Source organism: Plantibacter sp. lyk4-40-MEA-4, assembly GCF_030209415.1.
Lineage (GTDB): Bacteria > Actinomycetota > Actinomycetes > Actinomycetales > Microbacteriaceae > Plantibacter > Plantibacter flavus_A.
On the sequence record NZ_JARVSA010000009.1, the window covers coordinates 182,349 to 207,224 of the forward strand.

A 24,876-nucleotide genomic window follows, 5' to 3' on the forward strand; every position below is an offset into this window, starting at 1 on the left:
ATGACGGCATCGAACGCGTCGGCTGCTGAGCCGCGCATCTCGAACTGGAACCTCCCGAACGCGATCACCGTGGCGAGGATCGTGCTCGCGCCCGTGTTCATGTGGATGCTGCTGGCGGACGACGGTTCCGACGGCGCACTGCGGTGGTGGGCGGCCCTGCTCTTCGTCGTCGCGATCGCGAGCGACGGCATCGACGGACACATCGCCCGCAGTCGCAACCTCGTGACGGACCTCGGCAAGATCCTCGACCCGATCGCCGACAAGGTGCTGACGGGTGGAGCGCTCGTCGCGTTGTCGATCCTCGGCGAACTGCCGTGGTGGGTCACGATCGTCGTGCTCGTGCGCGAGATCGGCATCACCGTCCACCGCTTCATCGTGATCTCCGACCATGTCGTCGCCGCCGCGTGGATGGGGAAGCTCAAGACCCTGGCCCAGGCCGTCGCGATCTCGCTCGCCCTCGCGCCGTTCTGGGTGCTCCTCGGTGACTGGGTGCTCTGGGTGAACGCGGTGTCCATGACCATCGCCGTGCTCCTGACCATCGCGAGCGGCATCGACTACGTCGTCACCGCCGTCCGCGGGTCGCGCGCCGACCGGCAGGTCGAGCGATGACGTCCGATGCCGTCGAGTCGGCCGACGCCGGTGCCGCCTCGGCGGTCCACGCCCTCATCGACGCCCGGTTGACGATCGGTGTCGCGGAGTCCCTGACCGGCGGGCTGCTGGCCGCGGCGCTCATCAGCGTCCCCGGCGCGTCCGCAACGGTCCGAGGCGGTGTGGTCGCGTACGACACCCGCCTGAAGCACTCGTTGCTCGGAGTCGACGCCGGCCTCCTCGCGCTCCACGGTGCCGTGCACCCGGAGGTGGCCCTGCAGATGGCCGACGGCGCGCGCCGTGCCCTGGCGATCGACGGGCTTCCAGCCGACGTCGGTATCGCGACGACCGGCGTCGCCGGACCGGACCCGCAGGACGGCCAGGCCGTCGGGACGGTCTTCGTGGGCATCGTGACGCGAGCGGGTGGACGGGTGGTGCCGCTCACCCTCGACGGAGGCCGTCAGGAGATCCGACACCGGACCGTCGAGCTCGCGTTGGAGGCGCTCGTTCGCGAACTCGACGCACTCGAGTGAACGCCGACTCCGATCGGCGGAATACCGTCCGTTTCCATCGCGTTACAGATGACGTATTCACAAGAAAAGCCCAGTGATCCTGGTTACTGTTCGGCATACGGTGGTTGTAATGTTGGCCATCCACGAACGAGACGGCGATCAGCTGGGACGACGTGAATCCGCGTTGCAGAAGCAGAGCGCTGTACGACACGAGGTCGTAGAGCACAGAGGGAGGGTCACGTGGTTCTAGTCCGTCAAGAGATCGGCGACGTGCTGAGGGACTTCCGGTTGCAGAAGGGTCGCACGCTGCGCCAGGTGGCGAGTAAGGCGAGCGTCGCACTCGGATACCTGAGCGAGGTCGAACGAGGCCAGAAGGAGGCATCGAGCGAGATCCTCGCCTCGGTGGCCGACGCCCTCGACACCCCCATCTCCGTCATCATGCGAGAGGTCGGTGACCGCCTCGCGGTCATCGAGGGTCTCTCCCCGAACATCCCGGACACCGTTCCGGACGAACTGGTCAACGAGCTGGACGAACTCGTCTCCCGCTGATCGAGCGAGCACGGCAGCAGAACGCCCCGGGATCCCTCTCCCGGGGCGTTTCCGCGTCCGGACGGACGACGGAGGAAGGGACAGGAGCAGGAATGAAGCTGAGCGAGTTCAGGACGGCCGTGGCCGACGAGTTCGGTGTGGCGTACGGAGCGGTGCTCACCGGTGACCTCGGACTCACCGAGTTCGGCTCGAAGACCGCCGAGGAGGCGTTGCGCGCGGGTGTCCCGCCCCGCGACGTCTGGATCGCGCTGTGTACCGCGACCGACGTGCCGGACGAGCGACGCCACGGTGTCGGACGGCTGCAGCCGGGCGCGTGACGCGTCCCGCCTCACGGGCGAAGTGGTCTTCGACACGCCGCCCGATCGGTATCGAACATCCGTTCTAGTGGTGCTAGTGTCCTCCACAGGATCATTCGTGAGTGCGTTCTGCACGGATCGGGTCGTCCATCGGCGCATGTCGGTGGTGGCGCGTACCGTCGGAGACACCAGGAACGACCGACGCCTTGTCGCCCTCGGGCCCCGATCTTCAGCAGAAGCGGGTCCCGGAACACGCGGCGACAGCCTATAGGCACCCGACACCGAGCAGAGAGAAGCACACCATGCCAAGTCCAGCTGAACGCGAGAAGTCCCTCGAAACCGCACTCGCCCAGATCGACCGTCAGTTCGGCAAGGGCTCGGTGATGCGCCTCGGCAGCGACGAGCGTGCACCGGTCGAGGTCGTCTCCACCGGCTCGATCGCCCTCGACGTCGCGCTCGGCATCGGAGGGCTCCCGCGAGGCCGCATCGTCGAGATCTACGGGCCTGAGTCCTCGGGTAAGACGACGCTCACGCTGCACGCCATCGCGAACGCCCAGCGTGCCGGCGGCATCGCCGCCTTCATCGACGCTGAGCACGCGCTCGACCCCGAGTACGCCAAGAAGCTCGGCGTCGACATCGACTCGCTGCTCGTCTCCCAGCCCGACACGGGTGAGCAGGCGCTCGAGATCGCCGACATGCTCGTGCGCTCGGGTTCCATCGACCTCATCGTGATCGACTCCGTCGCCGCGCTCGTACCCCGCGCCGAGATCGAGGGCGACATGGGTGACTCCCACGTCGGTCTGCAGGCCCGCCTCATGTCGCAGGCACTGCGCAAGCTGACCGGTGGCCTGAACCAGACGAACACGACGATGATCTTCATCAACCAGCTGCGCGAGAAGATCGGTGTGATGTTCGGCAGCCCCGAGACGACCGCCGGTGGTAAGGCCCTGAAGTTCTACGCCTCGGTCCGCCTCGACATCCGTCGCATCGAGACGCTGAAGGACGGCACGGAGGCCGTGGGCAACCGTACGCGCGTGAAGGTCGTCAAGAACAAGATGGCTCCGCCCTTCCGGCAGGCCGAGTTCGACATCCTGTACGGCGTGGGCATCTCGCGCGAGGGCTCGTTGATCGACTTCGGTGTCGAGCACGCCATCGTCAAGAAGGCCGGCGCCTGGTACACCTACGAGGGCGATCAGCTCGGTCAGGGCAAGGAGAACGCCCGGAACTTCCTGCTGAAGAACCCGGACATCGCCGCTGAGATCGAGCGCCGGATCCTCGGCAAGCTCGGTGTCGGCGCCGAGGGTGCCGCCACCAAGAAGGCTGCGGATGCCGCCGCGGCCGAGGTCGCTGCTGCCGAGGCCGCCGCGCTCGAGGCGGCGACCGGTGGAGCCCCGCAGCTCGCAGCCGCCGGCGCATCGAAGTCCGCCGCAAAGCGCAGCGCGTAGCGCGCGCCCCGAACAGCGAGGTCACCATGGTCGTCTCCTTCCCTCCCGCCGGTCCGGCCGACGAGTCGTCGGAGCGCTTGGCCCCCGTGACCTCGCTGTTCGGTGGTCGGCGTCAGGCCCCCGATGCAACGGCAGAACCCGACGGCTGGTTCGTCGGGCAGACCGACGAGGCTCCGGTCGCGGCCGCGCCCGTCGCGCGTCCCGTCGCTCCGTTGCGCCGGACGTCCACCGAGCGCGTCGAGAGGGAGAGCACCCCGCCGGGCGACGTGTCGAGCGATGCCCCGGCGGCGACCAGCCCGACGACACCACCCGAGCCCGATCCGCGGACGCTCGCCTGGACCTCGGCCGTCGAGGCGCCGGAAGACGCCGACGACCGCGCCGAAGCCGATGAGGTCCAGGCTCCGGTCGATCCGGAGGTTCGGCTGGCCGAACTCGACCTGCTCGCGGTGCGACGACTCGCCCGCCGCGGGTGTTCCGAGTGGGAGATCGCGGAGCTCCTCCGCGGCCACGACGCGGCACCCGACGAGGTCGAGCACGTCCTCGCCGAACTCCGCCGACGCGGCTATCTCGACGATGCCGAACTCGCACGCCAACTCGTCGAGAGCCTGCACACCCGCAAGGGGCAGTCCCGTGCGGTGATCGGCCGCGAACTCTCCTCGCGACGCATCGACGCCACGATCGTCTCCGAGGCCCTCGAGGCCATCGACGACGACGACGAGCTCCGACGAGCGCTGGTGGTCGCCGAGAAGCGTGCCGGTCAACTTCGGTCCCTCGATCAGGCGACGGCCGAGCGACGTCTGTCGGCCTATCTCGCGAGACGCGGATACGGCTCGGCGATCATCCGTGAGGCGTGCTCACGTGCCCTGTCGGGGTCGAAGCGTTCCGGCGTGAGTTTCCGCTGACCGGAAGCCTCTCGGGCCGCGCGTAGACTTCCGGTATGAGCAGCATCGTCGAGACGCCCACGGTCATCAGCGCCTCACCCGCCGCGATCGACGAGTCAGGTCGGCAGCGGAGCTATGAGGTCCGCACCTACGGGTGCCAGATGAACGTGCACGACTCCGAGCGGCTCAGCGGGTCGCTCGAGGCAGCCGGTTACGTCAAGGCGGACGGCGAGCAGGCCGACATCGTGGTCATCAACACCTGCGCGGTCCGCGAGAACGCCGACAACAAGCTGTACGGCAACCTCGGCCACCTGGCATCGATCAAGAAGCAGCGCAGCGGGATGCAGATCGCCGTCGGCGGTTGTCTGGCGCAGAAGGACAAAGAGGTCATCCTCCAGAAGGCCCCGTGGGTGGACGTCGTCTTCGGGACGCACAACATGGGCTCACTGCCGTCGTTGCTGGAGCGGGCTCGGCACAACGACGAGGCCCAGTTGGAGATCCTGGAGTCGCTCGACACCTTCCCCTCCACCCTCCCGACCAAACGCGATTCCAGCTACAGCGGTTGGGTCTCGATCTCCGTCGGGTGCAACAACACGTGCACCTTCTGCATCGTGCCGTCGCTCCGTGGCAAGGAGAAGGACCGTCGCCCGGGCGAGATCCTCGGTGAGCTGCGCGCGCTCGTCGAGGACGGCGCCATCGAGGTGACGCTGCTCGGGCAGAACGTGAACTCCTACGGCGTCGAGTTCGGGGATCGTCAGGCGTTCGGCAAGCTCCTGCGGGCGGCGGGCACGATCGAGGGCTTGGAGCGCGTCCGGTTCACCAGCCCGCACCCTGCTGCCTTCACCGACGACGTCATCGACGCGATGGCCGAGACACCGAATGTGATGCCGCAACTGCACATGCCGCTGCAATCGGGTTCCGACCGCATCCTCAAGGCGATGCGTCGCTCGTACCGGTCCGAGCGCTTCCTCGGGATCCTCGACCGGGTCCGAGCGAGGATTCCGCACGCGGCCATCTCGACCGACATCATCGTCGGGTTCCCCGGCGAGACGGAGGAGGACTTCCAGGAGACCCTCCGCGTGGTCGAGGCCGCACGGTTCGCCAGCGCCTTCACCTTCCAGTACTCGATCCGAGCGGGTACGCCGGCGGCCACGATGCCCGATCAGATCCCGAAGGCCGTCGTGCAGGAGCGGTACGAGCGCCTCATCGCGTTGCAGGACCGCATCAGTCTCGAGGAGAACCGGCGTCAAGTGGGCCGGCAGGTCGAGTTGCTCGTCGCGGTCGGGGAGGGGCGCAAGAACGACGCCACGCATCGACTGAGCGGGCGGGCCGAGGACTCGCGTCTTGTCCACTTCGAGGTGCCGGCGGGTTCCGAGGTGCCGCGACCGGGTGACGTCGTGACCGTGACGATCACCGAGGCCGCGTCGTTCCACCTCATCGCCGACACACCCGGCGGTGAACCCCTGCGGGTCCGTCGGACGCGTGCCGGAGACGCCTGGGATCGAGCTCAGGCCGATTCCTGCGGTGTGCCGACGACGGCCGCCGCGGCGGAGCCAGGCCGCGTCTCGCTCGGCTTGCCCGGCCTGCGCATCGGGGCACCGACCGTCGGCGTGACCACCTCTCCCATCTACGACCCGAGCGACGGCGAACGCCGGTGACCGGCTTCCTCGCGGTCGTCGGAGCGACCGGGACGGGGAAGTCCGCACTGTCGCTCGAGCTGGCGACCGCTCTCCGCGAGGCGGGCCGTCCAGCCGAGATCGTCAACGCCGACGCCATGCAGTTCTATCGCGGCATGGACATCGGGACCGCGAAGCTGCCCATGGAGGAGCGGCGCGGGATCCCGCACCACCTCTTCGACGTCCTGGACGTCACGGAGGAGGCGTCCGTCGCCTGGTACCAGCCGACGGCTCGTGCGGTGATCGACGAGCTCACCGCGCGTGGGGTGACGCCGATCCTCGTCGGCGGTTCCGGGCTGTACGTCTCGAGCGTCATCCATGACTTCCGCTTCCCGCCGAGAGACCGCGCCCTGCGCGAGCGCCTGGAACGGGAACTCGAGGAGGAAGGGCTCCCGTCGCTCATCGAGCGGCTCCGCATGGCCGATCCCGCGACCGCCGAGCGCATCGACACGGCGAACGCCCGCCGAGTCGTGCGCGCACTCGAAGTGCACGGGTTGGCCGAGCGCGGCCACGGTGCAGCGCTTCCGGAACGCCCCGTCCCCTGGCGGCCGGTCGAGGTCATCGGGGTCTCGACGCCGCGAGAGGTCCTCGTCCAGCGCCTCGACCGGCGCGTCGAGATGATGTGGGACGCAGGACTCGTCGCGGAGACTGCCGAGCTGCTTCAGCACGGCCTCGAGCAGGGTGTCACCGCCGGCCGTGCGATCGGGTACGCCCAAGCGGTGGCGCAACTGCGGTCGGAGCTCACCGAAGCGGAGGCGATCGCCGAGACCCAGCGTCTGACGAGGCGGTACGCGCGCCGTCAGGTCAGCTGGTTCAAGCGCTATCCGGCGATCACCTGGGTGGAGGGCGGCAGCGCCGAGGCGAGTGAACTGGCCCGCCGGGTGCGCCCGTAGACTGGTCTAATGGCGTCGACACTCTCCTTCACGAAGGGCCACGGCACGGGCAACGACTTCGTGCTCTTCTCCGATCCTGACGGCAAGGAGGCCCTCGATCCGAGCCAGATCGCGGCGCTCTGCGACCGGCATTTCGGGATCGGGGCCGACGGCGTCATCCGCGCCGTCCGGTCCGCGCACCTCGAAGCCGGGGCTGCCGTGCTCGCTGAAGACCCTGCCGCGGAGTGGTTCATGGACTACCACAACGCCGACGGTTCGGTCGCGGAGATGTGCGGCAACGGCATCCGGGTGTTCCTCCACTACCTGCTCGAGAGCGGGCTCGTGGAGCTGGCCCCCGGCGAACAGCTCGCCATCGGAACCCGCGCCGGCGTCCGGATGGTCGGCTACGACCCGCTCGGCTACGTCGTCGACCTCGGCCGATGGAGCCTCGACGAGCGGGAGACGCTCGTCCGGGTGAAGGGGCTGCCCGTGGCCCGCCCGGGGATCGGGATCGACGTCGGCAACCCGCACATCGTCGTCGCGGTCGCCGACGCCGCCGAACTCGACGGAGCGGAACTGGACTACGTCCCACAGCTCGACCCCGTACCGCCGCACGGTGCCAACGTCGAGTTGGTCGTCCCGGGTGAGCCGCTCATCGCCGACGGTGTGGCCCGGATCCGCATGCGCGTCCACGAGCGCGGGAGCGGCGAGACCCTGAGCTGTGGCACCGGGACGGCTGCCGCGGCGCTCGCGTTCCGCCACTGGGCGGGCGCGGCGGCTCCGAACGACTGGCGCGTCGAGGTGCCCGGCGGGGTGCTCGGGGTGCGCATGGTTCCCGGCGCAGACGGCGAGCACGTGGTGCTGGCCGGTCCGGCGACGCTCGTCTACTCCGGGACGATCACCCTGGCCTGAGCCGGTCAGGCCGGACGGATCTCCCGGCGCCGGGCGTGCAGGACGCGGAAGCCCTTGGCCATGGCCGCACGGCCCACGTGGAACGACGTCGGCAGCTGCTCCTGCAACCACTTCTGCAGCGAGTCCGAGCCGAGGTTCTTCTGTACGACGAGCCAGGCGTCACCCTCGTCGTCGAGCCGCGGCAACCAGTGCATCAGCATGCGGTGCAGTTCGTCCTTGCCGACGCGGATCGGCGGGTTCGACCAGATGGTCGCGAAGCGGACCGTGTCGGGGACGTCGTCTGGGAGGACGGCACGGATGTTGACGAGTCCGAGGCGCTCCGCGTTGATCCGGGTCAGGTCGAGCGCGCGTTCGTTGACGTCGACCGCCCAGACGGTCGCGTCCGGCGACGCGAGCCCGAGCGACAGGGCGATCGGGCCCCAGCCGCAGCCGATGTCGAGGAGGTCGCCCGTCGGCGGGGGAGGAGGGGTGTTCGCGAGCAGCACCTGGGTGCCCTGATCGAGGTGACCCGGACTGAAGACGCCGCCCGCTGAGACGAGCGAACGGTCGACGCCGCCGAGGCGTGCGGTGATCGGTTTGAGCTGCAACTCGCTCGCGGGTTCGGCGGTGAAGTAGTGCTCGTTCGACATACAGGAACGGTACCGGACCAGGAGGAAGTAGGGTTAACGCGATGCCTAGACCACCGATGGACGCACCCCAGGACCACGCAGACGACACCGATGTCGATGTCGAGGCGGTGGTGGACGACGCCTCGGTCACCGATCCCGACGACGTCGTCGCACGCGTGCTCACGAGCGCCGCGTCCCGATCGAACGGGTACACCCTGTTCGGCAGCGGTGCAGCGGCCCTGCAGACCGGCGATGCCTCAGGAGGCAGTTCCGACGACGGCGAACAGTACGACCGTGAGGACCGGCAGGCCCTCCGTCGCGTCGCCGGGCTCTCGACCGAGCTCGAGGACGTCACCGAGGTCGAGTACCGGCAACTCCGGCTGGAGAACGTCGTCATCATCGGCGTCTACCCGCAGGGTGCGCTGCACGACGCGGAGAACTCCCTGCGCGAACTCGCAGCGCTCGCGGAGACCGCCGGCGCCGTCGTCCTCGACGGGCTCCTGCAGCGCAAACCGCACCCCGACCCGAGCACGTATCTCGGTCGCGGCAAGGCCCAGGAACTGAAGTCCATCGTCCAGGCGCTCGGCGCCGACACGGTCATCGCCGACACGGAACTCGCACCCAGCCAGCGTCGCGCACTCGAGGACGCGGTCGGCGTGAAGGTCATCGACCGCACGGCGGTCATCCTCGACATCTTCAGTCAGCACGCGAAGAGCCGAGAGGGCAAGGCGCAGGTCGAGCTCGCCCAACTCGAGTACCTCCTGCCCCGCCTCCGCGGCTGGGGTGAGTCGATGAGCCGTCAGGCCGGTGGTCAGGTCGGTGGTGCCGGCGCCGGTATGGGGTCGAGGGGCCCCGGTGAGACGAAGATCGAACTGGACCGGCGCCGCATCCACACCCGGATGGCGAAACTGCGCAAGTCGATCACGGCGATGAAGCCGGCGCGCGAGGCCAAGCGGGCGAACCGCCGCCGCAACACGGTGCCGTCGGTCGCGATCGCCGGTTACACGAACGCCGGCAAGTCCAGCCTGCTGAACCGCATCACGAAGGCCGGCGTCCTGGTCGAGAACTCGCTCTTCGCGACGCTCGACGCGACGGTCCGACGCAACGTGACCTCCGACGGACGCGAGTACACCCTGGCCGACACGGTCGGCTTCGTGCGCAACCTGCCGCACCAGCTGGTCGAAGCCTTCCGCTCGACGCTCGAGGAGGTCGCCGACAGCGACGTCATCGTGCACGTCGTCGACGCCGCGCACCCCGACCCTGCCGGCCAGATCGCCACCGTGCGCGACGTCATCGGTGAGGTCGGAGCTCGGCACATCCCCGAGCTGGTCGTGTTCAACAAGGCCGACCTCGTGGACGACGGCCAGCTGCTCGTGCTCCGCGGTCTCGTCCCGGACGCCGTCTTCGTGTCGGCCCGCACCGGTCTCGGGATCGACGAGCTCATGGAGCGCATCGAGACGCTGATCCCGTCGCCGAGCAACGAGGTCCACGTCATCGTGCCCTTCGACCGCGGAGACCTGGTCACGCTGCTGCACGAACGCGGCAAGGTGCTGTCGACGGACTACGACGAGCGTGGCACGATCGTGCACGCCCTGGTCGGTGCCGAGCTCGCCGCCGCCCTCGCGCCGTTCGCCGAGGTCGTCCCGGCACCAGCCGTGGCCGGCTGACCCGACTCCTCACACGCAGCGCGCGCGGACGGCATCCTTGAGCGCCTCCGCCGTGTCGGCGTCGAGCGGGAGGGTCATGACGGCCTCCGGGCCGTCGTCGATCCGCACGACGAGTGGGAAGAGGGTCCCCACCTTGTCCTCCGCCAGGGCGTGCGGGTCGCACCGGGTCGGCACGATCCGCAGCTCGATGGACTGCGGACCGCTTGCGGCGTCGACGGTCAGGCTGAGTGGCCAGTCCTGGGGTGGGTCACCGCCGCCGTCCCTCGGTGCCGGTTGCAGCAGGACCGTCGAGCGCAGCGCGACGAGTTCCAGCCGACCCGGAGCGCCGGTCGGCACGGCCGTGATCGTCAGGACGGCGACCGTCGTGGCTCCGGCACCTTCGAGGCGGATCCCGGGAGTGGCGGCCACCTCGGCGATGCGCTGCACCGCCGACACCGTGCACGTCGAGGCACGGATCCGCTGCAGCGCGTTCGTCGGATCGGACAGGCCGGATGCGGTGAGGACGGCGCCGTCGTCGAGTCTGAGCTGGAGATCGACCTGCACGTCCTCGTCGCGTGCGTCGCAGTCGACCGGTGGCAGCTCGACGGCGAGATCCGTGGTCTGTCCAGCGCGGATCGTCGAGGATCGGTCCCGGACGGTCGGCGCGGTGAACGCCGACCCCGCCAGCTCGAGTCCGACGATCGTGATGTCGTCGTCTCCGCCGTTGCCGACCCGGACGATCGCGGCGTCGCTCGCATACTGGTCGCGGTTCTGGCGGAACTCGATCACGAGGTCCTCCGCTGAGGCTGCGCGCGTCGCCCGCGGCAGGGGCGCACCGGTGGTCGTGCACCCGGATACGGCGAGCACCACCGCCACGCAGGACCCGATGACGCGCGAGCCGAGTGCTCGGCGCTCGCCGCCCCGGTGCCTGGTGCCCACGGTCATGGCATCAGCGTAGGACCGGAGCGCCGCCAGGGGAATGTGTCGCAGGATGACGCTGTCGGACGGATGTCCGTCGCGCGGATCGTCGGGCGTTGCTATCGTCGTGCGCATCGTACCCGCCCTCACCGGCGGAATCGGAGCGACAGCCGAGCCCGGCACCCGCCCACGACACACCAGCGGAACCGCTGCGTGCTGCGTGGTCGCCGGCTCTCGATCCGCTGCCACCGAGACGAGACCTCATGATCACGACGGAGCCCGCCTGTCCCGGGCGCACCCCCTTCTCGTTCGAGCTGTACCCGCCCAAGACGCTCGACGGCGGCGTCGCGCTCGCACGGACGGTCGAGCACCTGGCCGCCGCCGGCCCGGAGTTCATCTCGGTCACCTTCGGCGCCGGTGGTTCCTCGCGAACGGCGAGCCTGGACGTGCTGCGGAGCATCCGGACGTCGACCTCGGTGGACCCGATGGCCCACCTCACCTGCGTCGGGTCGACGCACGCCCAGGCCAGCCGACTCATCAAGGACTTCCTCGACGCCGGGGTGCACAGTTTCCTCGCGCTCCGCGGCGACCCGCCTGCCGGAGCCGTCGAGGGCGACGCCTTCCTCGGTGATCTGGGGAGTGCCGCGGAACTCGTGCAGCTCATCGGCCGGGTCAGTGCCGAGCACGAGCCCTACGCCGAGGGGTCGCTGGTCGGCCTCCCGGGCGCGGTGCAGCTCGGGCGACGCCATCGGCCGCGGATCGCGGTCGCCGCGTTCCCCAACGGACACCCGCGGTCGCGGTCGACGACGCAGGACCTCGACACCCTGTTGGCCAAGCAGGCGGCTGGGGCGACGCTCGCCATCACCCAGCTCTTCTTCCACGCCGACGATTACCTCGCCTTCGTCGAACGCGCGAGACGTCACGGCGTCACCATGCCCATCCTGCCGGGCGTGATGCCCATCACGAGTCCGGCGCGGTTGCGTCGGGTGCTCGAGCTCAGCGGCGAGGCGCTCCCGAGCGACCTGGCGATCGCGCTCGAGGTCGAGCCGGACGAAGCGGGACGGATCGACATCGGCATCGACTATTCCGCGAGGCTCATCCGCGACGTCGTCGCGGGCGGCGCGCCGGGCGTACACCTCTACGCCTTCAACCAGCATCGGACGGTGCTCGACGTGTTGCACCGTGCCGGCATCCCCGTGCCGGGCGACCGACCGGTCCGTCATCCCATCCCCGATCCACTCACCAGCAAGGACGCACGATGAACCCCACCTCCGCATTCCCCGCCGGCACCATCCTCGGCTACCCGCGCATCGGGCCGAACCGGGAGTTGAAGCGCGCCGTCGAGTCCTTCTGGGCCGGCCGGATCGACGCCGAGGCGCTCGAGCGGACGGCCGCCGAGCTGCGCGCCGCCACGCGTGCCCGCCTCGCGGGGCTCGGCCTCGACCCGACGAACGCCGCGATCCCCGAGAGCTTCTCGTTCTACGACCAGGTCCTGGACGCCGCGCTCACCGTCGGTGCCGTCCCGGAGCGCTTCTCGTCGCTCGTCGGGGCCGACGGTCGGGTCGACCTCGCCGGGGCGTTCACGATCGCTCGTGGCGCCGGCGACCTCGCGCCGCTCGAGATGACGAAGTGGTTCGACTCGAACTACCACTACCTCGTCCCGGAGATCGGCGAGTCGACGCCGTTCGCGCTCTCCGACGACCGGGTCGTCGAGCAGTTCCGCGAGGGCCTCGCCGAGGGGTACGTGACGCGGCCGGTCATCGTGGGCCCCGTGACGGTCCTGCTGCTGTCCAAGGCGGCCGAGGGGGCCTCAGCGGGATTCGCCCCGATCGATCGACTGGAGGCATTGCTGCCCGTCTACGCGGAACTCCTCCAGCGCCTCGCCGCTGCCGGCGCGCCCTGGGTGCAGCTCGACGAACCCGCACTGGTGTCGGAGACGTTCGACGTGCCGAGGTCGACGGTCCTCGCGGCGCTCGAACGATCGACGAGCGTCCTGTCCGCCGTGTCGGACCGCCCGGCGATCTTCGTCGCGGCTCCCTACGGTGCCTTGGGCGACGCCCTCCCGGTGCTCGCCGAGTCGGGGGTCGAGGCCGTCGGTGTCGACCTCGTCCGAGGAGGCCTGCCGGACTCGTCACCCGGACTCGCCACGAAGACCGTCGTCGCGGGAGTGATCGACGGCCACAACGTGTGGCGCGGCGACCTGGCAGCCGCGGCCGATCTCCTGGAGCGCGCGGCGGAGCGCTTCCCGCAGCTCGCGGTGTCCACCTCGACCTCCCTCCTGCACGTCCCGCACGACGTGTCGGTGGAGACGAAGCTCGCCCCTCGTCTCCGGAGCTGGCTCGCCTTCGCCGACCAGAAGGTGGATCAGATCGCGGTCCTCGCACGCGGTCTCACCCAAGGGCGCGCAGCGATCGCGACCGAGCTCACCGCAGCGTCGGCCGCGCTCGACGATCGGCTGGCCGCGCCCGGGGTCGTCGATGCCACCATCCGCGCACGGACGGCGGCGCTCGCGCCAGCGGACTTCACCCGGGACGACTACCAGGAGCGCGCAACGGCGCAGGAGCAGGCGCTCGGCCTGCCGTTCCTCCCGACGACGACGATCGGCTCCTTCCCGCAGACCGGGGACATCCGTCGCGCCCGCGCACAGCGGGTCGCAGGGACACTCGACGAGGAGGCCTACGTCGCGACGATGCGCGCGGAGATCGGGCGCGTCGTGGCGCTGCAGGAGGATCTGGGGATCGACGTCGTCGTCCACGGCGAGCCCGAGCGCAACGACATGGTCCAGTACTTCGCCGAACACCTCGACGGCTTCGCCGTGACGGAGCACGGCTGGGTGCAGTCCTACGGTTCACGGTGCACCCGTCCGTCGATCCTGTGGGGGGACGTCTCGCGACCGGCGCCGATCACGGTCGAGTGGTCGGCCTACACGCAGTCGTTGACCACCAAGCCGGTGAAGGGCATGCTCACGGGCCCGGTGACGATCCTCGCGTGGTCGTTCGTGCGTGACGACCAACCGCTCGCCGAGACGGCGAACCAGGTCGCCCTCGCCCTGCGTGACGAGATCGCCGACCTGGAGCGGGCCGGCATCCGCATCATCCAGGTCGACGAACCCGCACTCCGCGAGCTGCTCCCGCTCCGGCGGGCCGACCAGGGAGGGTACCTCGACTGGTCGGTGGGCTCCTTCCGGCTGGCGACCGCGGGCGTGCGCGCCGAGACCCAGATCCACACCCACCTCTGTTACTCGGAGTTCGGGGTGGTGATCGACGCGATCCGACGACTGGACGCCGACGTGACGAGCATCGAGGCGGCTCGGTCGCGGATGGAGGTCGTGTCCGACATCCGGGCGAGTGGTTTCGACCACGGCATCGGCCCGGGCGTCTACGACATCCACTCGCCTCGGGTGCCGAGCGTCGCGGAGGTGACCGCGTTGCTCGAGATCGCGCTGGAGGGGATCCCGCAGCGCCAGGTCTGGGTGAACCCGGACTGCGGGCTCAAGACGCGAGGCTACGAGGAGACGGTCGCCTCCCTCACCAACATCGTCGAGGCCACGCGCGTCGTCCGCGCACGAGTCGGTGCGACCGGCTGACGTCGTCGGTCCGGCACGGATGTGGGCCGGGACGATCCACGGATCGGTCCGGCCCACATCGGTGTGGAGGAGTGGTCCGGTCGGTCAGACCGTCCGGAGCACGGCGACGACCTTGCCGAGGACCTCGGCGTGGTCGCCGAGGATCGGCTCGAAGGCCGAGTTCCGAGGGAGCAGCCAGGTGTGGCCGTCGCGCTGGCGGAACACCTTCACGGTCGCCTCCTCGTCGAGCATGGCCGCGACGATCTCGCCGTTCTCAGCGGTCTTCTGCTCGCGGATGACGACCCAGTCACCGTCACAGATCGCGGCGTCGACCATCGAGTCGCCGACGACCTTCAGCATGAACAGACTGCCCTTGCCGACCAGCTGGCGGGGCAGGGGGAAGATCTCCTCGACCTGCTGCTCGGCCGTGATCGGGATGCCGGCGGCGATGCGACCGACGAGCGGGACCATGGCGGCGTCACCGACCGGGGGAGCGGAGTCGGGATCGCTGCCCTCGACGGCGCTCGGCAGGTCGATGAGCACCTCGATGGCGCGGGGACGGTTGGGATCGCGTCGGAGGTATCCGCTGAGTTCGAGCTGTCCGAGTTGGTGCGTGACACTCGACAGGGAGGCGAGCCCGACGGCGTCGCCGATCTCGCGCATGCTCGGCGGATAGCCGCGCTGCGAGACCGAGCGTTGGATGACGTCGAGGATCGCCAGCTGCTTGTCGCTCAGGCTCTTCCGTCGCCGGGTGCCGCCGATCTGGCGCTCCCGGGCTCCGTCGCCCGCCGTGTTCGCTGCCATCTTCGCTCCTGCCCTGATCGGCTGTCGGTGACCGATGTCGGTGGGTGGTGGTGTACTGCTTCCAACACTCGAAACTGTATCCGCACCGGCTCGTCCAGACAAACATCTGTTCGAGCGTGTCGCCGATCCCGCGCGTCTCAGGTACGAAGACAGGGTTGAGTATTCGAACAATCGAAGATATATTCGGAACACAGGTTCGTATTCGGCACTCCTGGCCGAGTGTCGGGTACGAGTCCTCATCACACGATGAGCACACTCTTGGAGGGTTGACATGAGCGCAGCACTGATCGGGTCCCACCGGGCGCTTCCCGCACAGACGGCGCAGGTACCGACGTCAGACGCACCGTCTACACGCCGACTCCGCCTGACGAAGCGCGGTCGTGTCGTCTTCACCACGCTCGCCGCCATCCCGCTGGTCATCGGCGTCGCGGTCGTCGGACTCTCCGCAGGCGGTGCCGCGGCCAACACGGCGGCGGCTGGAGCCACGTTCACGTACATCACGGTCGACCCGGGCGAGTCGCTCTGGCAGCTGGCCGAGTCCATCGCACCCGACGCCGACCCGCGCGACGTCATCGCCGAGATCATGAACCTCAACCAGCTCAGCACCGCCGGTGTCGAGCCGGGGCAGCGCCTGGCGATCCCGCAGCGGTACGCGGCCGAGTAGGCCGACAATCGGCGGGTCCCTCCGCGCTGGTTCTCAGCTATCGTCGATGGCGCGGTGCAACGACGCCCGCAGCATCGTCGGAGGCAAGCATGAGTACAGACGATCGGAGCCGCTCGCTGCTCCGGAAGAAGCCGATCGCGGAGATCGAGGATGAGACCTCCGGTTCGAAGCTGTTCAAGAGTCTCGGGCTCTGGCAACTCACGGCCATCGGGGTCGGTGGCATCATCGGGGTGGGGATCTTCTCACTCGCCGGACTCGTCGCTCACGGGAGCGATACCTCGCCCGCTGTCGGGCCGGCGGTCCTCTTCTCGTTCCTGATCGCGGGGCTCGCCTCCGCGGCCGCGGCGTTGTCGTACGCGGAGTTCGCCGGCATGATCCCGAGAGCCGGGTCCGCCTACACCTACGGGTATGTGGCGCTCGGCGAGATCATCGGCTGGTTCATCGGCTGGGACCTGTTGCTCGAGTACATCGCGATCGTCGCGGTGGTCGCGATCGGGATCTCCGGCTACTTCGACGCCTTCCTGTCCGGCATCGGGATCCACATGCCGGACTGGATGACCTCGACCGCCGACGAGGGGAAGGGCGGCCTCGTCAACCTCCCCGCCATCTTCGTCTGTCTCCTCGTGACCTTCATCCTGAGCCGAGGGACGAAGGCCTTCGGTCGATTCGAGCTCGTCGCGGTCGGGATCAAGGTCCTGCTCATCCTGTTCATCATCGGCCTCGGTGTCTTCTACATCGACGGACAGAACTACGATCCGTTCCTCCCGAGCGGTTTCGGGCCGGTGTTCGCCGGTGCCGCGACGGTCTTCTTCGCGGTCTTCGGATACGACGCGATGAGCACGGCCGCCGAGGAGGCGAAGGACGGCAAGAAGCACATGCCGAAGGCGATCATCCTCTCCCTCATCATCGCGATGCTCCTGTACGTCGCGGCCACCCTCGTCCTGACCGGTATGCAGAACTACACCGACATCGACCCCACGGCCGGGTTCGCATCGGCGTTCCAGAGCGTCGGTCTGCCCGTGGTCGCGACGATCATCTCCGTCTTCGCCGTCCTGTCGATCCTCACCGTGATGCTGACGTTCCTGTTGGGCGTCACCCGCGTGTGGTTCTCGATGAGTCGCGACGGTCTCCTGCCGCGGTGGTTCTCGCGCACGGACCGACGAGGCGTGCCGCAGCGGGTGACCTGGATCGCCGGCGGCGCGGCAGCCGTCTTCGCCGGTGTGTTCCCGATCAAGCAGGTCGCCGACCTCACGAACATCGGCATCCTGGCCGCCTTCATCGTGGTCTGCGTGTCGGTGATCGTGTTCCGGTACACGAAGCCGGATGAGCCCCGCTCCTTCCGGTTGCCGTTGATGCCGTTCGTCCCGGCGTTCGGCGTCCTGGCGTCCGGCTTCCTGATCCTGCAGCTGCACTGGGAGACCTGGCTACGGTTCGGGGTGTGGCTCGTGATCGGCCTCATCGTCTACTTCGCCTACGGGCGACGCAACTCGCTGTTGAACCCGGCGAGCCCCCGCCACGAGGTCCTTCGTCGGGAGCGCCAGGCGGAGTGAGCGCGCCGGTCGGAGTGGCTAGCATTGTGGAGTGACCGCTCTCGACGACCTCCCCATCCGCGACGACCTCCGAGGACAGCGCCCGTACGGCGCTCCCCAGGCCCTGGTGCCGGTGGCGCTCAACGTCAACGAGAACACGCACCCCATTCCTGAAGCGGTCGCGCACGACATCGTCGCCTCGCTCGCGTCGGCGGTCCTCACGGTGAACCGGTACCCCGATCGCGAGTTCACGGAACTCCGGGAGGCGCTGGCGGGATACCTGGGCCACGGGGTGACCCCGGAGCAGATCTGGGCGGGGAACGGGTCGAACGAAGTGCTGCAGCACATCCTGCAGGCCTTCGGTGGTCCCGGGCGATCGCTCCTCGGGTTCACGCCGACGTACTCGATGTATCCGCTCCTGGCCGCCGGCGTCGGCACCAGGTGGATCCCCGCGACGCGTGACGCCGAGTTCGAGCTCTCGCCCGAGACCGCCGCGCGTCAGGTGGCCGAGGCGGATCCCGACCTCGTGTTCCTCTGCTCACCGAACAACCCCACCGGGACACCGTTGTCGCTCGAGACCGTCACCGCGGTGTACGAGGCGTCGCGGGGCATGGTGATCGTCGACGAAGCGTATGCGGAGTTCGCACCCGACGACGAGGCGAGCGCGCTCACCCTGCTGGAGGGGCGTCCGCGCCTGATCGTCTCCAGGACGATGAGCAAGGCCTTCGCCTTCGCCGGGGTCCGTCTCGGGTACCTCGCCGCCGACCCCGCGGTCGTCGACGCGCTGAGACTCGTCAGGCTCCCGTATCACCTGAGCGCCCTGACGCAGGCGGCCGCGACCGCCGCACTTCGGCACGCCGACGAGATGCTGGCGATGGTCGACGACATCCGGACTCAGCGCGATCGTCTCGTCGTCGAGCTCGCGCGTCTCGGCTATGACCCGAAGCGGAGCGGATCCAACTTCGTCCTGTTCGGCGGCGTCGCCGATCCGCACGCGGCGTTCGAGGCGCTCTTCGCGCGGGGGATCCTCATCCGCGACGTCGGCATCCCGAACCACCTGCGGGTCACCGCAGGCACCGAAGCGGAGACGACCGCGTTCCTCGAAGCCCTGGCGGCGATCAGCCCCGCCTGACCAGGCCATCGGCGGGCGGAGGTGGCGCGCCGCTCACGGCAGGCGGGAGATGGCCTCCTCGGCCGCGACCCATGGGAGCATGGCGCACTTGACGCGCGCGATGTAGCGCGAGACGCCACTGAACGCCGCCGCGTCTCCGAACCGTTCCTCGTCGAACTCGAGCGTGCCCCGCGAGCGGATCACCGTGCGGAACTCGTCGATCAGAGCCTCGAGCTCGGCCGGGGTGAGGCCTGCCGCGAGGTCGCTCAGGCAGGAGCTCGACGCCTGCGAGATCGAGCAGCCGTGCCCCTCCCAGGCGATCGGTGCGAGACGACCGTCGGGCCCGGGATGGAGCTGCAGGGTGACCTCGTCGCCACAGGTGGGGTTGAGCTGATGCGACTCGGCGGCGGGCGCCTCCCGCAAGCCGAAGCCGTGGCGCTGGCGGGCGTGGTCGAGGATGAGCTCCTGGTAGAGGCTCTCCAGGCCGCTCATCGGGACACCCCGAAGAACGGACCGACGAGCGTGGCAGCCTCGAGGAAGGCGTCGATCTCGGCCTCCGTCGTGTAGAGGTAGCTGCTGGCGCGGGTGGACGCGGTGAGCCCCAATCGGCGGTGGAGTGGTTGTGCGCAGTGGTGACCGACGCGGACCGCGATGCCGCGATCGTCGAAGAACTGACCGACGTCGTGAGCGTGCACGCCGGCGAGGTCGAAGCTCGCGAGCCCGGCGCGAGGTGTCCCGGGCGGCGGGCCGATGAGCGTGACGCCGGGGGTGGCGGCGAGTCCGGCCGCGAGACGCTGTCCGTAGGCCGCCTCGGTGGCGTGGACACGGTCCATGCCGACCGCTTGCAGGAACCGGACGGCGCTCGCGAGGGCGATCGCCTGCGACACCGGCTGGGTCCCCGCCTCGAACCGCTGCGGCGCGGGAAGGAACTCCGCACCCTCGAGTGTGACGGTCGTGATCATCGACCCGCCGGTGAGGAAGGGCGGAAGGGCGTCGAGCAGCTGACGGCGACCCCAGAGCGCACCGATCCCGTTGGGACCGAGCATCTTGTGGCCGGAGAACACGAGGAAGTCGACGCCGAGGGACGCGACGTCGACGGGCAGGTGCGGCACGGACTGGCAGGCGTCGAGCACGGTCAGCGCGCCGACGCGTTCGGCGAGGCCGACGAGCTCGGAGACCGGCGCGATTGCCCCGGTGACGTTGGACACGTGCGCGAAGGCGATGATGCGCGTGCGTTCGCCGATGATGTCGTCCACGGCGTCCAAGCGCAGCACGCCGTGGTCGTCGACCGGGAGGTGACGGAGGGTCGCACCGGTGCGTGCTGCGAGTTGCTGCCAGGGGATGAGGTTCGCGTGGTGTTCGAGTTCCGTGACGACGATCTCGTCGCCTGGACCGAGTCGGAACCGCTCGGCGGCAGCACCGCCGAGACCGGCGCTCGCGTTCCCGATGGCCCCGGCGATGAGGTTGAGGGCCGCGGTCACGCCGGAGGTCCAGACGAGTTCCCGCTCATCGGCACCGATGAACGCGGCGACGGTCGCGCGAGCGTCCTCGAAGAGCTCCGTCGCCTCGGCGGCCAGGAGGTGGGCTCCACGGTGGACGGCGGCGTTCCGGTGCGTCGCGTAGTCGCGCTCCGCGTCGATGACCTCGATCGGACGTTGCGAGGTGGCGCCGGAGTCCAGATAGACGAGCGGGTGTCCGTTCATCTCCCGGGCGAGGATCGGGAACCGTTCACGGAGAGCGGCGATCTCCGCCTGGTCGAGTGGGACGGCCGGGGCGATGCTGGGTGTGGAAGTCATGACCTCTCAACGATAGGCGTCGGCAGAGCCTGGTGCAGCCGGATGACGCGACGATCCACACCCGTCGACACACGGCGTGCAGCTTCGGTGCGCTCGATACACTGGATCCCATGACCACCCAGCAGCGCACGGCCCGGATCCAGCGCGCGACGAGCGAGTCCAGCATCGAGCTGGAACTGGACCTCGACGGCACCGGCACGAGCAGCATCGAGACCTCCGTCCCGTTCTACGACCACCTGCTCACGGCCTTCGCGAAGCACTCGCTGACCGACCTGACCGTCCGGGCGACGGGCGATGTCGACATCGACGTCCACCACACGGTCGAGGACGTCGGGATCGTCCTGGGCCAGGCGATCCGTCAGGCGCTCGGCGACAAGGCCGGCATCTCCCGGTACGGCGACGCACTGGTCCCGCTCGACGAGGCCCTCGTGCAGGCCGTCGTCGACATCTCCGGTCGTCCGTACCTCGTGCACGGCGGGGAACCGGCCGGATTCGAGTTCCACCTGATCGGTGGGCACTTCACGGGTTCGATGGTGCGTCACGTCTTCGAGGCGATCACCTTCAACGCGGGCCTCACCGTGCACGTGAACGTCCTCGGCGGACGCGATCCGCACCACATCGCCGAAGCGGAGTTCAAGGCGTTCGCGCGGGCCTTCCGGCAGGCGAAGGCATTCGACCCGCTGGTCCAGGGCATCCCGTCGACGAAGGGCGCGTTGTGAGTGCACGCCCGTCGGTGGTCGTCCTCGACTACGGCTCCGGCAACGTGCACTCCGCCGTCAAGGCCCTCGAGCTCGCCGGCGCAGACGTCGTGCTGACGGGCGACCGTCAGGCGGCCCAGGCCGCCGACGGTCTCGTCGTGCCAGGTGTCGGTGCCTTCGACGCGGTGATCGGCGCACTCCGTTCGTCCCACGGCGACGAGGTCATCGACCGCCGTCTCGCGGGAGGGCGTCCGGTCCTCGGCATCTGCGTGGGGATGCAGGTCATGTTCGAGCGTGGCGTGGAGCGCGGGTCCGAGGCCGACGGCCTGGGGGAGTGGCCCGGTGCGGTCACGGAACTCGAAGCGCCCGTCCTGCCGCACATGGGCTGGAACACGGTGTCGCCGGACGCGGGGTCCGTGCTCTTCGACGGCCTCGCCGACGAGCGCTTCTACTTCGTCCACTCCTATGCCGCACAGCAGTGGACCCTCGAGGTCATGCCGCCGTTCCCCGAGCCGCGCCTCACCTGGGCGACCCACGGCGTGCCGTTCCTCGCAGCCGTCGAGAACGGTCCGCTGTCGGCGACGCAGTTCCACCCGGAGAAGTCGGGCGACGCCGGTATCCGCCTGCTGTCCAACTGGCTCGGCACCCTGTAGCCGACTAGGATCAGGTGCTTGTGCCGCGAGGCATGCTGTGCGCCGGGAACCGAGGGGCTCGCAGCTCCCGAAGAGACGGTGGATCATGAACGAGTTCAACACGACGGCCGGACTGACGCTGCTCCCCGCGATCGACATCGTGGACGGCAAGGCCGTCCGGTTGACGCGCGGCGAGGCCGGTTCGGAGACGAACTACGGTGAGCCCGTCGACGCAGCCCTGGACTGGGCCCGTCAGGGGGCGGAGTGGATCCACCTCGTCGACCTCGACGCCGCGTTCGGTCGTGGTGACAACCGGTCGATCATCCGCAAGGTCATCTCGAAGGCGCGCGGCGTCAACATCGAGCTGTCGGGCGGCATCCGCGACGACGCCTCCCTCGAGCAGGCGCTCGAGACGGGCGTCGCGCGCGTCAACCTCGGGACCGCGGCGCTCGAGAACCCCGAGTGGGCCGCGAGCGTCATCGCCCAGTACGGCGAGGCGATCGCGGTCGGCCTCGACGTCCGTGGCACGACGCTCGCCGCTCGCGGCTGGACGCAGGACGCCGGCGACCTGTGGACGGTCCTCGACCGCCTCGAGGAGGCGGGCTGTGCACGCTACGTCGTGACGGACGTCACGAAGGACGGCACGATGCAGGGGCCGAACATCGACCTACTCCGACAGGTGCTCGAGCGCACGGAGCGGCCGGTGGTGGCCTCCGGCGGCATCTCGAGCCTCGACGACCTGGTCGCACTGCGCGAGTTGGTCCCCCTGGGGCTCGAGGGCGCCATCATCGGGAAGGCGCTCTACAACGGCGCATTCACCCTGGCCGAGGCGCTGGATGTCTCGGGCCGCTGACGAATCCTCCGCGCCCGACCGGCACGGTCCCTCAGGCGGGCATGCCCACCCGGCGGCAGGTGGTGCCGACTCTGCCGGCCAGCCCTGGGCGGGTCGGAGCTTCCAGCCGAACGCGAGTTCCGGTGACGACGGCAGTGCGCCCGAGCGGCTGATCGAGTCCCTGCGACGCTTCCGAGCCGGCGAGGTCGGCGAGGCCGAGGTCGTCGACGCGTTCCGGGACTCCCGCCTGCTCATCCCGCTCGTGGCCCACCTCGGCGAGGCCGGCGAGAACGAGCAGGGTCAGCTGGTCGACAAGTCGCAGGAGCTGTCCATCGTGACCGTGACGGGTCCGGACGGCCGTACCGTGCTCCCGGTGTTCAGCTCGGTGCAGGCGATGTCCGCGTGGAACCGGACGGCGAGGCCGATCCCGGCCGACGGCGTCAGGGTCGCCCTGGCGGCCGCGAGCGAGCAGACGGACGTCGTGGTCCTCGATCCGACGTCGAGCACCGAGTTCGCCGTACGCCGCCCCGCGCTATGGGCGATCGCGCAGTCGCAGCCGTGGACGCCCAGCTTCGCGGACCCGCTGGTGCGCGGCGCGTTCGAGCGGTCGATCGAGCAGGAGCTCGCCGTCGTGAGCGTGCGCCTGCGAGCCGGAGACCCGGAGGCGAAGCTCACCGGATCCGAGCTCGTGGTCGAGCTCGGCCTGCTGCAGGGACTGACCCAGCAGGAGCTCGACGCGGTGCTCGCGCGGCTCGCTCAGCGCTGGGCCGCGGACGAGGTCATCGCGACGCGCGTCGACTCGCTCGCGGTGTCGCTCCGCCCCGCCGACTGATCGGCGAGGCGGAGCGCCGCGCTGCGATCAGGTGACCGGCCCGGTCCACTTCTCGCCGGGACCCTTGCCGATGGGATCCTGGATGGTGGACGCCTCCCGGAAGGCGAGCTGGAGGGATCGCAGGCCGTCGCGCAGCGAGCGGGCATGCATGTCGCTGATCTCCGGGGCTCCCGCGGTGATGAGCCCGGCGAGGGCGTTGATGAGCTTGCGGGCCTCGTCGAGGTCCGTCTGGGCGTCGGGCGCGTCCGCGAGGCCGCACTTGACCGCTGCAGCGCTCATGAGGTGCACGGCGGCCGTGGTGATGACCTCGACGGCGGGGACGTCGGCGATGTCCCGGGTGGCCTGATCGGCCCCTCCCGACTCGTCGTCGTGGTCGTACGGGCTGGTGGTGTTGTTCACGTGGATCCTCTGTTAGACTCGTGCGGTGCTCCGAGACATGTCTCGGTACGAAAGAGGAGATTCTCCCACCCGCGCTCGACCGCTTCACAAGGTTACCGGGTTGTCACGCTCCGCCTGTCGCTTCACCGCTTCGGGTAGCAGGGCGTGGTGCCTTCCGACAGGTGTTCTGAACACCGGCGGAGGGTACGGGTGTGTGGTGAACCGATTTCGTCGCGTCGCAGGTATCGGACCTGGTCGCGTGGCATCCCACCCAGTCAGAGGAGCTCCGCATCAGCGATCCCCGTACCAATGACCGTATCCGCGTCCCGGAGGTCCGACTCGTCGGTCCCGGCGGAGAACAGGTCGGCGTCGTCAAAATCGAGGTCGCCCTTCGCCTCGCGCAGGAAGCGGATCTCGACCTCGTCGAGGTCGCACCCAACTCCAAGCCGCCCGTCGCGAAGATCATGGACTACGGCAAGTTCAAGTACGAGGCTGCGCAGAAGGCCAAAGAGGCCCGGCGCAACCAGGCGAACACGATCCTCAAAGAGGTCCGGTTCCGCCTCAAGATCGACCAGCACGACTACGAGACCAAGCGCAAGCGCGCCGAGGGCTTCCTCAAGGCCGGTGACAAGGTGAAAGCCATGATCCAGTTCCGCGGCCGCGAGCAGTCCCGCCCAGAGCAGGGCGTCCGCCTGCTCCAGAAGTTCGCCGAGGACGTGTCCGAGTGGGGCACCGTCGAGTCCACCCCCATGGTCGACGGTCGCAACATGGTGATGGTCGTCGGTCCGCTCAAGAACAAGTCCGAGGCGAAAGCCGAAGCCAACGCACAACGTGCGGCATCCAAGGCACGTCCGGCTGAAGCCGACGAAGCCGACGAGGCTGCTCCGGTGGAGTCATCCACCGACGAGAACCGATAAGAAACGAGGAATCCCATGCCGAAGCAGAAGACCCACTCCGGGGCCAAGAAGCGATTCAAGGTCACTGGCAGCGGCAAGCTGATGAAGCAGCAGGCCGGTATGCGACACAACCTGGAGAGCAAGTCCAGCCGTCGCACCCGTCGCCTGAACCAGGACCAGGTGCTGGCGCCCGCCGACGCCAAGGTCATGAAGAAGCTGCTCGGTCGCTAGACCGT

Annotated in this window: 27 protein-coding genes; 21 read left to right on the top strand and 6 right to left on the bottom strand. The window is 69.3% G+C overall.

All coding sequences use genetic code 11. The annotated features are described in order from the left end of the window. From pgsA to dapF, 9 genes are all read left to right on the top strand, one after another. Entirely contained in the window at positions 1–609 is a 609-nt protein-coding gene (pgsA, locus tag QRN44_RS15675; protein ID WP_285039583.1) for a CDP-diacylglycerol--glycerol-3-phosphate 3-phosphatidyltransferase, read from the top strand. Next, a complete protein-coding gene (locus QRN44_RS15680) occupies positions 606–1,121 on the top strand; it encodes a CinA family protein (protein WP_285039584.1) in 516 nt (171 codons plus the stop codon). The genes pgsA and QRN44_RS15680 overlap by 4 nt, the downstream gene beginning before the upstream one ends. Before the next feature lie 219 nt (positions 1,122–1,340). Further along, entirely contained in the window at positions 1,341–1,649 is a 309-nt protein-coding gene (locus QRN44_RS15685; RefSeq protein WP_056012120.1) for a helix-turn-helix domain-containing protein, read from the top strand. A 92-nt stretch (positions 1,650–1,741) separates the two neighbouring features. Then, entirely contained in the window at positions 1,742–1,966 is a 225-nt protein-coding gene (locus QRN44_RS15690) for a DUF3046 domain-containing protein (RefSeq protein WP_064294442.1), read from the top strand. A 281-nt stretch (positions 1,967–2,247) separates the two neighbouring features. Beyond that, a complete protein-coding gene (recA, locus tag QRN44_RS15695; protein ID WP_079002686.1) occupies positions 2,248–3,390 on the top strand; it encodes a recombinase RecA in 1,143 nt (380 codons plus the stop codon). A gap of 26 nt (positions 3,391–3,416) precedes the next feature. After that, the gene (locus QRN44_RS15700) at positions 3,417–4,292 is read left to right on the top strand and encodes a regulatory protein RecX (protein WP_285039585.1); all 876 of its coding nucleotides are present in this window, start codon (positions 3,417–3,419) and stop codon (positions 4,290–4,292) included. Between the two features lie 35 nt (positions 4,293–4,327). Further along, positions 4,328–5,929, top strand: a complete 1,602-nt coding sequence (gene miaB, locus QRN44_RS15705; protein ID WP_285039586.1) for a tRNA (N6-isopentenyl adenosine(37)-C2)-methylthiotransferase MiaB — start codon at positions 4,328–4,330, stop codon at positions 5,927–5,929. Further along, the gene (gene miaA, locus QRN44_RS15710; protein WP_285039587.1) at positions 5,926–6,840 is read left to right on the top strand and encodes a tRNA (adenosine(37)-N6)-dimethylallyltransferase MiaA; all 915 of its coding nucleotides are present in this window, start codon (positions 5,926–5,928) and stop codon (positions 6,838–6,840) included. Before miaB ends, miaA begins: the two co-directional genes overlap by 4 nt. 9 nt (positions 6,841–6,849) lie before the next feature. After that, positions 6,850–7,731, top strand: coding sequence for a diaminopimelate epimerase (gene dapF / locus QRN44_RS15715; protein ID WP_285039588.1), 882 nt, complete (start codon positions 6,850–6,852; stop codon positions 7,729–7,731). A 5-nt stretch (positions 7,732–7,736) separates the two neighbouring features. On the opposite strand, the gene QRN44_RS15720 is transcribed toward dapF, so the two are convergent. After that, on the bottom strand, positions 7,737–8,360 hold the full coding sequence (locus QRN44_RS15720) for a class I SAM-dependent methyltransferase (protein ID WP_285039589.1): 624 nt from the start codon (positions 8,358–8,360) through the stop codon (positions 7,737–7,739). Positions 8,361–8,401: 41 nt separating this feature from the next. Here QRN44_RS15720 and hflX point away from each other — a divergent pair, with 41 nt between their 5' ends. After that, complete coding sequence (hflX, locus tag QRN44_RS15725) at positions 8,402–10,006, top strand: GTPase HflX (protein WP_254773643.1); 1,605 nt, start codon at positions 8,402–8,404, stop codon at positions 10,004–10,006. Positions 10,007–10,015: 9 nt separating this feature from the next. Here the strand turns inward: hflX and QRN44_RS15730 are convergent, their stop codons facing one another. After that, a complete protein-coding gene (locus tag QRN44_RS15730; RefSeq protein ID WP_285039590.1) occupies positions 10,016–10,930 on the bottom strand; it encodes a hypothetical protein in 915 nt (304 codons plus the stop codon). A 236-nt stretch (positions 10,931–11,166) separates the two neighbouring features. On the opposite strand from QRN44_RS15730, the gene QRN44_RS15735 reads away from it, so the two are divergent. Both QRN44_RS15735 and metE read left to right on the top strand, forming a co-directional pair. Next, positions 11,167–12,165 carry a methylenetetrahydrofolate reductase gene (locus QRN44_RS15735; protein WP_285039591.1) on the top strand — a complete coding sequence of 333 codons (999 nt, stop codon included), beginning with the start codon at positions 11,167–11,169 and terminating at the stop codon, positions 12,163–12,165. Next, positions 12,162–14,489, top strand: a complete 2,328-nt coding sequence (gene metE / locus QRN44_RS15740) for a 5-methyltetrahydropteroyltriglutamate--homocysteine S-methyltransferase (protein WP_285039592.1) — start codon at positions 12,162–12,164, stop codon at positions 14,487–14,489. The genes QRN44_RS15735 and metE overlap by 4 nt, the downstream gene beginning before the upstream one ends. A gap of 84 nt (positions 14,490–14,573) precedes the next feature. On the opposite strand, the gene lexA is transcribed toward metE, so the two are convergent. Then, on the bottom strand, positions 14,574–15,272 hold the full coding sequence (lexA, locus tag QRN44_RS15745; RefSeq protein ID WP_071262299.1) for a transcriptional repressor LexA: 699 nt from the start codon (positions 15,270–15,272) through the stop codon (positions 14,574–14,576). 271 nt (positions 15,273–15,543) lie between these two features. Here lexA and QRN44_RS15750 point away from each other — a divergent pair, with 271 nt between their 5' ends. The 3 genes from QRN44_RS15750 (at position 15,544) to QRN44_RS15760 (ending at position 18,597) form a co-directional block, all read left to right on the top strand. Further along, on the top strand, positions 15,544–15,936 hold the full coding sequence (locus QRN44_RS15750; RefSeq protein ID WP_285039593.1) for a LysM peptidoglycan-binding domain-containing protein: 393 nt from the start codon (positions 15,544–15,546) through the stop codon (positions 15,934–15,936). An 89-nt stretch (positions 15,937–16,025) separates the two neighbouring features. Further along, the gene (locus QRN44_RS15755) at positions 16,026–17,486 is read left to right on the top strand and encodes an amino acid permease (protein WP_285039594.1); all 1,461 of its coding nucleotides are present in this window, start codon (positions 16,026–16,028) and stop codon (positions 17,484–17,486) included. A gap of 31 nt (positions 17,487–17,517) precedes the next feature. Next, positions 17,518–18,597: a histidinol-phosphate transaminase gene (locus QRN44_RS15760; protein WP_071262297.1), complete on the top strand. Its 1,080-nt coding sequence runs from the start codon at positions 17,518–17,520 to the stop codon at positions 18,595–18,597. A 33-nt stretch (positions 18,598–18,630) separates the two neighbouring features. On the opposite strand, the gene sufU is transcribed toward QRN44_RS15760, so the two are convergent. Beyond that, positions 18,631–19,068 carry a Fe-S cluster assembly sulfur transfer protein SufU gene (sufU, locus tag QRN44_RS15765; protein WP_064294429.1) on the bottom strand — a complete coding sequence of 146 codons (438 nt, stop codon included), beginning with the start codon at positions 19,066–19,068 and terminating at the stop codon, positions 18,631–18,633. Continuing rightward, complete coding sequence (locus QRN44_RS15770; protein WP_285039595.1) at positions 19,065–20,372, bottom strand: SufS family cysteine desulfurase; 1,308 nt, start codon at positions 20,370–20,372, stop codon at positions 19,065–19,067. Before QRN44_RS15770 ends, sufU begins: the two co-directional genes overlap by 4 nt. Before the next feature lie 110 nt (positions 20,373–20,482). Between QRN44_RS15770 and hisB the strand changes: the two genes are divergently transcribed. The 4 genes from hisB (at position 20,483) to QRN44_RS15790 (ending at position 23,366) form a co-directional block, all read left to right on the top strand. Then, positions 20,483–21,091 carry an imidazoleglycerol-phosphate dehydratase HisB gene (gene hisB, locus QRN44_RS15775; protein ID WP_064294427.1) on the top strand — a complete coding sequence of 203 codons (609 nt, stop codon included), beginning with the start codon at positions 20,483–20,485 and terminating at the stop codon, positions 21,089–21,091. Further along, positions 21,088–21,723: an imidazole glycerol phosphate synthase subunit HisH gene (gene hisH / locus QRN44_RS15780; RefSeq protein WP_071262295.1), complete on the top strand. Its 636-nt coding sequence runs from the start codon at positions 21,088–21,090 to the stop codon at positions 21,721–21,723. The genes hisB and hisH overlap by 4 nt, the downstream gene beginning before the upstream one ends. Before the next feature lie 85 nt (positions 21,724–21,808). Beyond that, positions 21,809–22,555, top strand: coding sequence for a bifunctional 1-(5-phosphoribosyl)-5-((5-phosphoribosylamino)methylideneamino)imidazole-4-carboxamide isomerase/phosphoribosylanthranilate isomerase PriA (gene priA, locus QRN44_RS15785; protein WP_064294425.1), 747 nt, complete (start codon positions 21,809–21,811; stop codon positions 22,553–22,555). Next, positions 22,539–23,366: an SseB family protein gene (locus tag QRN44_RS15790; protein WP_121291736.1), complete on the top strand. Its 828-nt coding sequence runs from the start codon at positions 22,539–22,541 to the stop codon at positions 23,364–23,366. Before priA ends, QRN44_RS15790 begins: the two co-directional genes overlap by 17 nt. Before the next feature lie 27 nt (positions 23,367–23,393). Here the strand turns inward: QRN44_RS15790 and QRN44_RS15795 are convergent, their stop codons facing one another. Then, entirely contained in the window at positions 23,394–23,765 is a 372-nt protein-coding gene (locus tag QRN44_RS15795) for a DUF1844 domain-containing protein (RefSeq protein ID WP_056012072.1), read from the bottom strand. A 269-nt stretch (positions 23,766–24,034) separates the two neighbouring features. On the opposite strand from QRN44_RS15795, the gene infC reads away from it, so the two are divergent. Both infC and rpmI read left to right on the top strand, forming a co-directional pair. Then, on the top strand, positions 24,035–24,661 hold the full coding sequence (infC, locus tag QRN44_RS15800) for a translation initiation factor IF-3 (RefSeq protein WP_079002671.1): 627 nt from the start codon (positions 24,035–24,037) through the stop codon (positions 24,659–24,661). A 15-nt stretch (positions 24,662–24,676) separates the two neighbouring features. Continuing rightward, positions 24,677–24,871 (top strand): 50S ribosomal protein L35, encoded by a 195-nt coding sequence (rpmI, locus tag QRN44_RS15805; RefSeq protein ID WP_056012069.1) that lies wholly within the window; start codon positions 24,677–24,679, stop codon positions 24,869–24,871. Positions 24,872–24,876 lie beyond the last annotated feature (5 nt).

Bases quoted from the DNA above. Each gene is read 5' to 3' on its own strand.
- miaB (WP_285039586.1), top strand. From the start codon at position 4,328: ATGAGCAGCATCGTCGAGACGCCCACGGTCATCAGCGCCTCACCCGCC.
- QRN44_RS15680 (WP_285039584.1), top strand. From the start codon at position 606: ATGACGTCCGATGCCGTCGAGTCGGCCGACGCCGGTGCCGCCTCGGCG.
- QRN44_RS15720 (WP_285039589.1), bottom strand. From the start codon at position 8,360: ATGTCGAACGAGCACTACTTCACCGCCGAACCCGCGAGCGAGTTGCAG.
- hisB (WP_064294427.1), top strand. From the start codon at position 20,483: ATGACCACCCAGCAGCGCACGGCCCGGATCCAGCGCGCGACGAGCGAG.
- sufU (WP_064294429.1), bottom strand. From the start codon at position 19,068: ATGAGCGGCCTGGAGAGCCTCTACCAGGAGCTCATCCTCGACCACGCC.
- QRN44_RS15790 (WP_121291736.1), top strand. From the start codon at position 22,539: ATGTCTCGGGCCGCTGACGAATCCTCCGCGCCCGACCGGCACGGTCCC.
- metE (WP_285039592.1), top strand. From the start codon at position 12,162: ATGAACCCCACCTCCGCATTCCCCGCCGGCACCATCCTCGGCTACCCG.
- QRN44_RS15690 (WP_064294442.1), top strand. From the start codon at position 1,742: ATGAAGCTGAGCGAGTTCAGGACGGCCGTGGCCGACGAGTTCGGTGTG.
- priA (WP_064294425.1), top strand. From the start codon at position 21,809: ATGAACGAGTTCAACACGACGGCCGGACTGACGCTGCTCCCCGCGATC.
- pgsA (WP_285039583.1), top strand. From the start codon at position 1: ATGACGGCATCGAACGCGTCGGCTGCTGAGCCGCGCATCTCGAACTGG.
- QRN44_RS15735 (WP_285039591.1), top strand. From the start codon at position 11,167: ATGATCACGACGGAGCCCGCCTGTCCCGGGCGCACCCCCTTCTCGTTC.
- recA (WP_079002686.1), top strand. From the start codon at position 2,248: ATGCCAAGTCCAGCTGAACGCGAGAAGTCCCTCGAAACCGCACTCGCC.
- QRN44_RS15730 (WP_285039590.1), bottom strand. From the start codon at position 10,930: ATGACCGTGGGCACCAGGCACCGGGGCGGCGAGCGCCGAGCACTCGGC.
- lexA (WP_071262299.1), bottom strand. From the start codon at position 15,272: ATGGCAGCGAACACGGCGGGCGACGGAGCCCGGGAGCGCCAGATCGGC.
- QRN44_RS15700 (WP_285039585.1), top strand. From the start codon at position 3,417: ATGGTCGTCTCCTTCCCTCCCGCCGGTCCGGCCGACGAGTCGTCGGAG.
- QRN44_RS15750 (WP_285039593.1), top strand. From the start codon at position 15,544: ATGAGCGCAGCACTGATCGGGTCCCACCGGGCGCTTCCCGCACAGACG.
- QRN44_RS15755 (WP_285039594.1), top strand. From the start codon at position 16,026: ATGAGTACAGACGATCGGAGCCGCTCGCTGCTCCGGAAGAAGCCGATC.
- dapF (WP_285039588.1), top strand. From the start codon at position 6,850: ATGGCGTCGACACTCTCCTTCACGAAGGGCCACGGCACGGGCAACGAC.
- hflX (WP_254773643.1), top strand. From the start codon at position 8,402: ATGCCTAGACCACCGATGGACGCACCCCAGGACCACGCAGACGACACC.
- QRN44_RS15770 (WP_285039595.1), bottom strand. From the start codon at position 20,372: ATGACTTCCACACCCAGCATCGCCCCGGCCGTCCCACTCGACCAGGCG.
- rpmI (WP_056012069.1), top strand. From the start codon at position 24,677: ATGCCGAAGCAGAAGACCCACTCCGGGGCCAAGAAGCGATTCAAGGTC.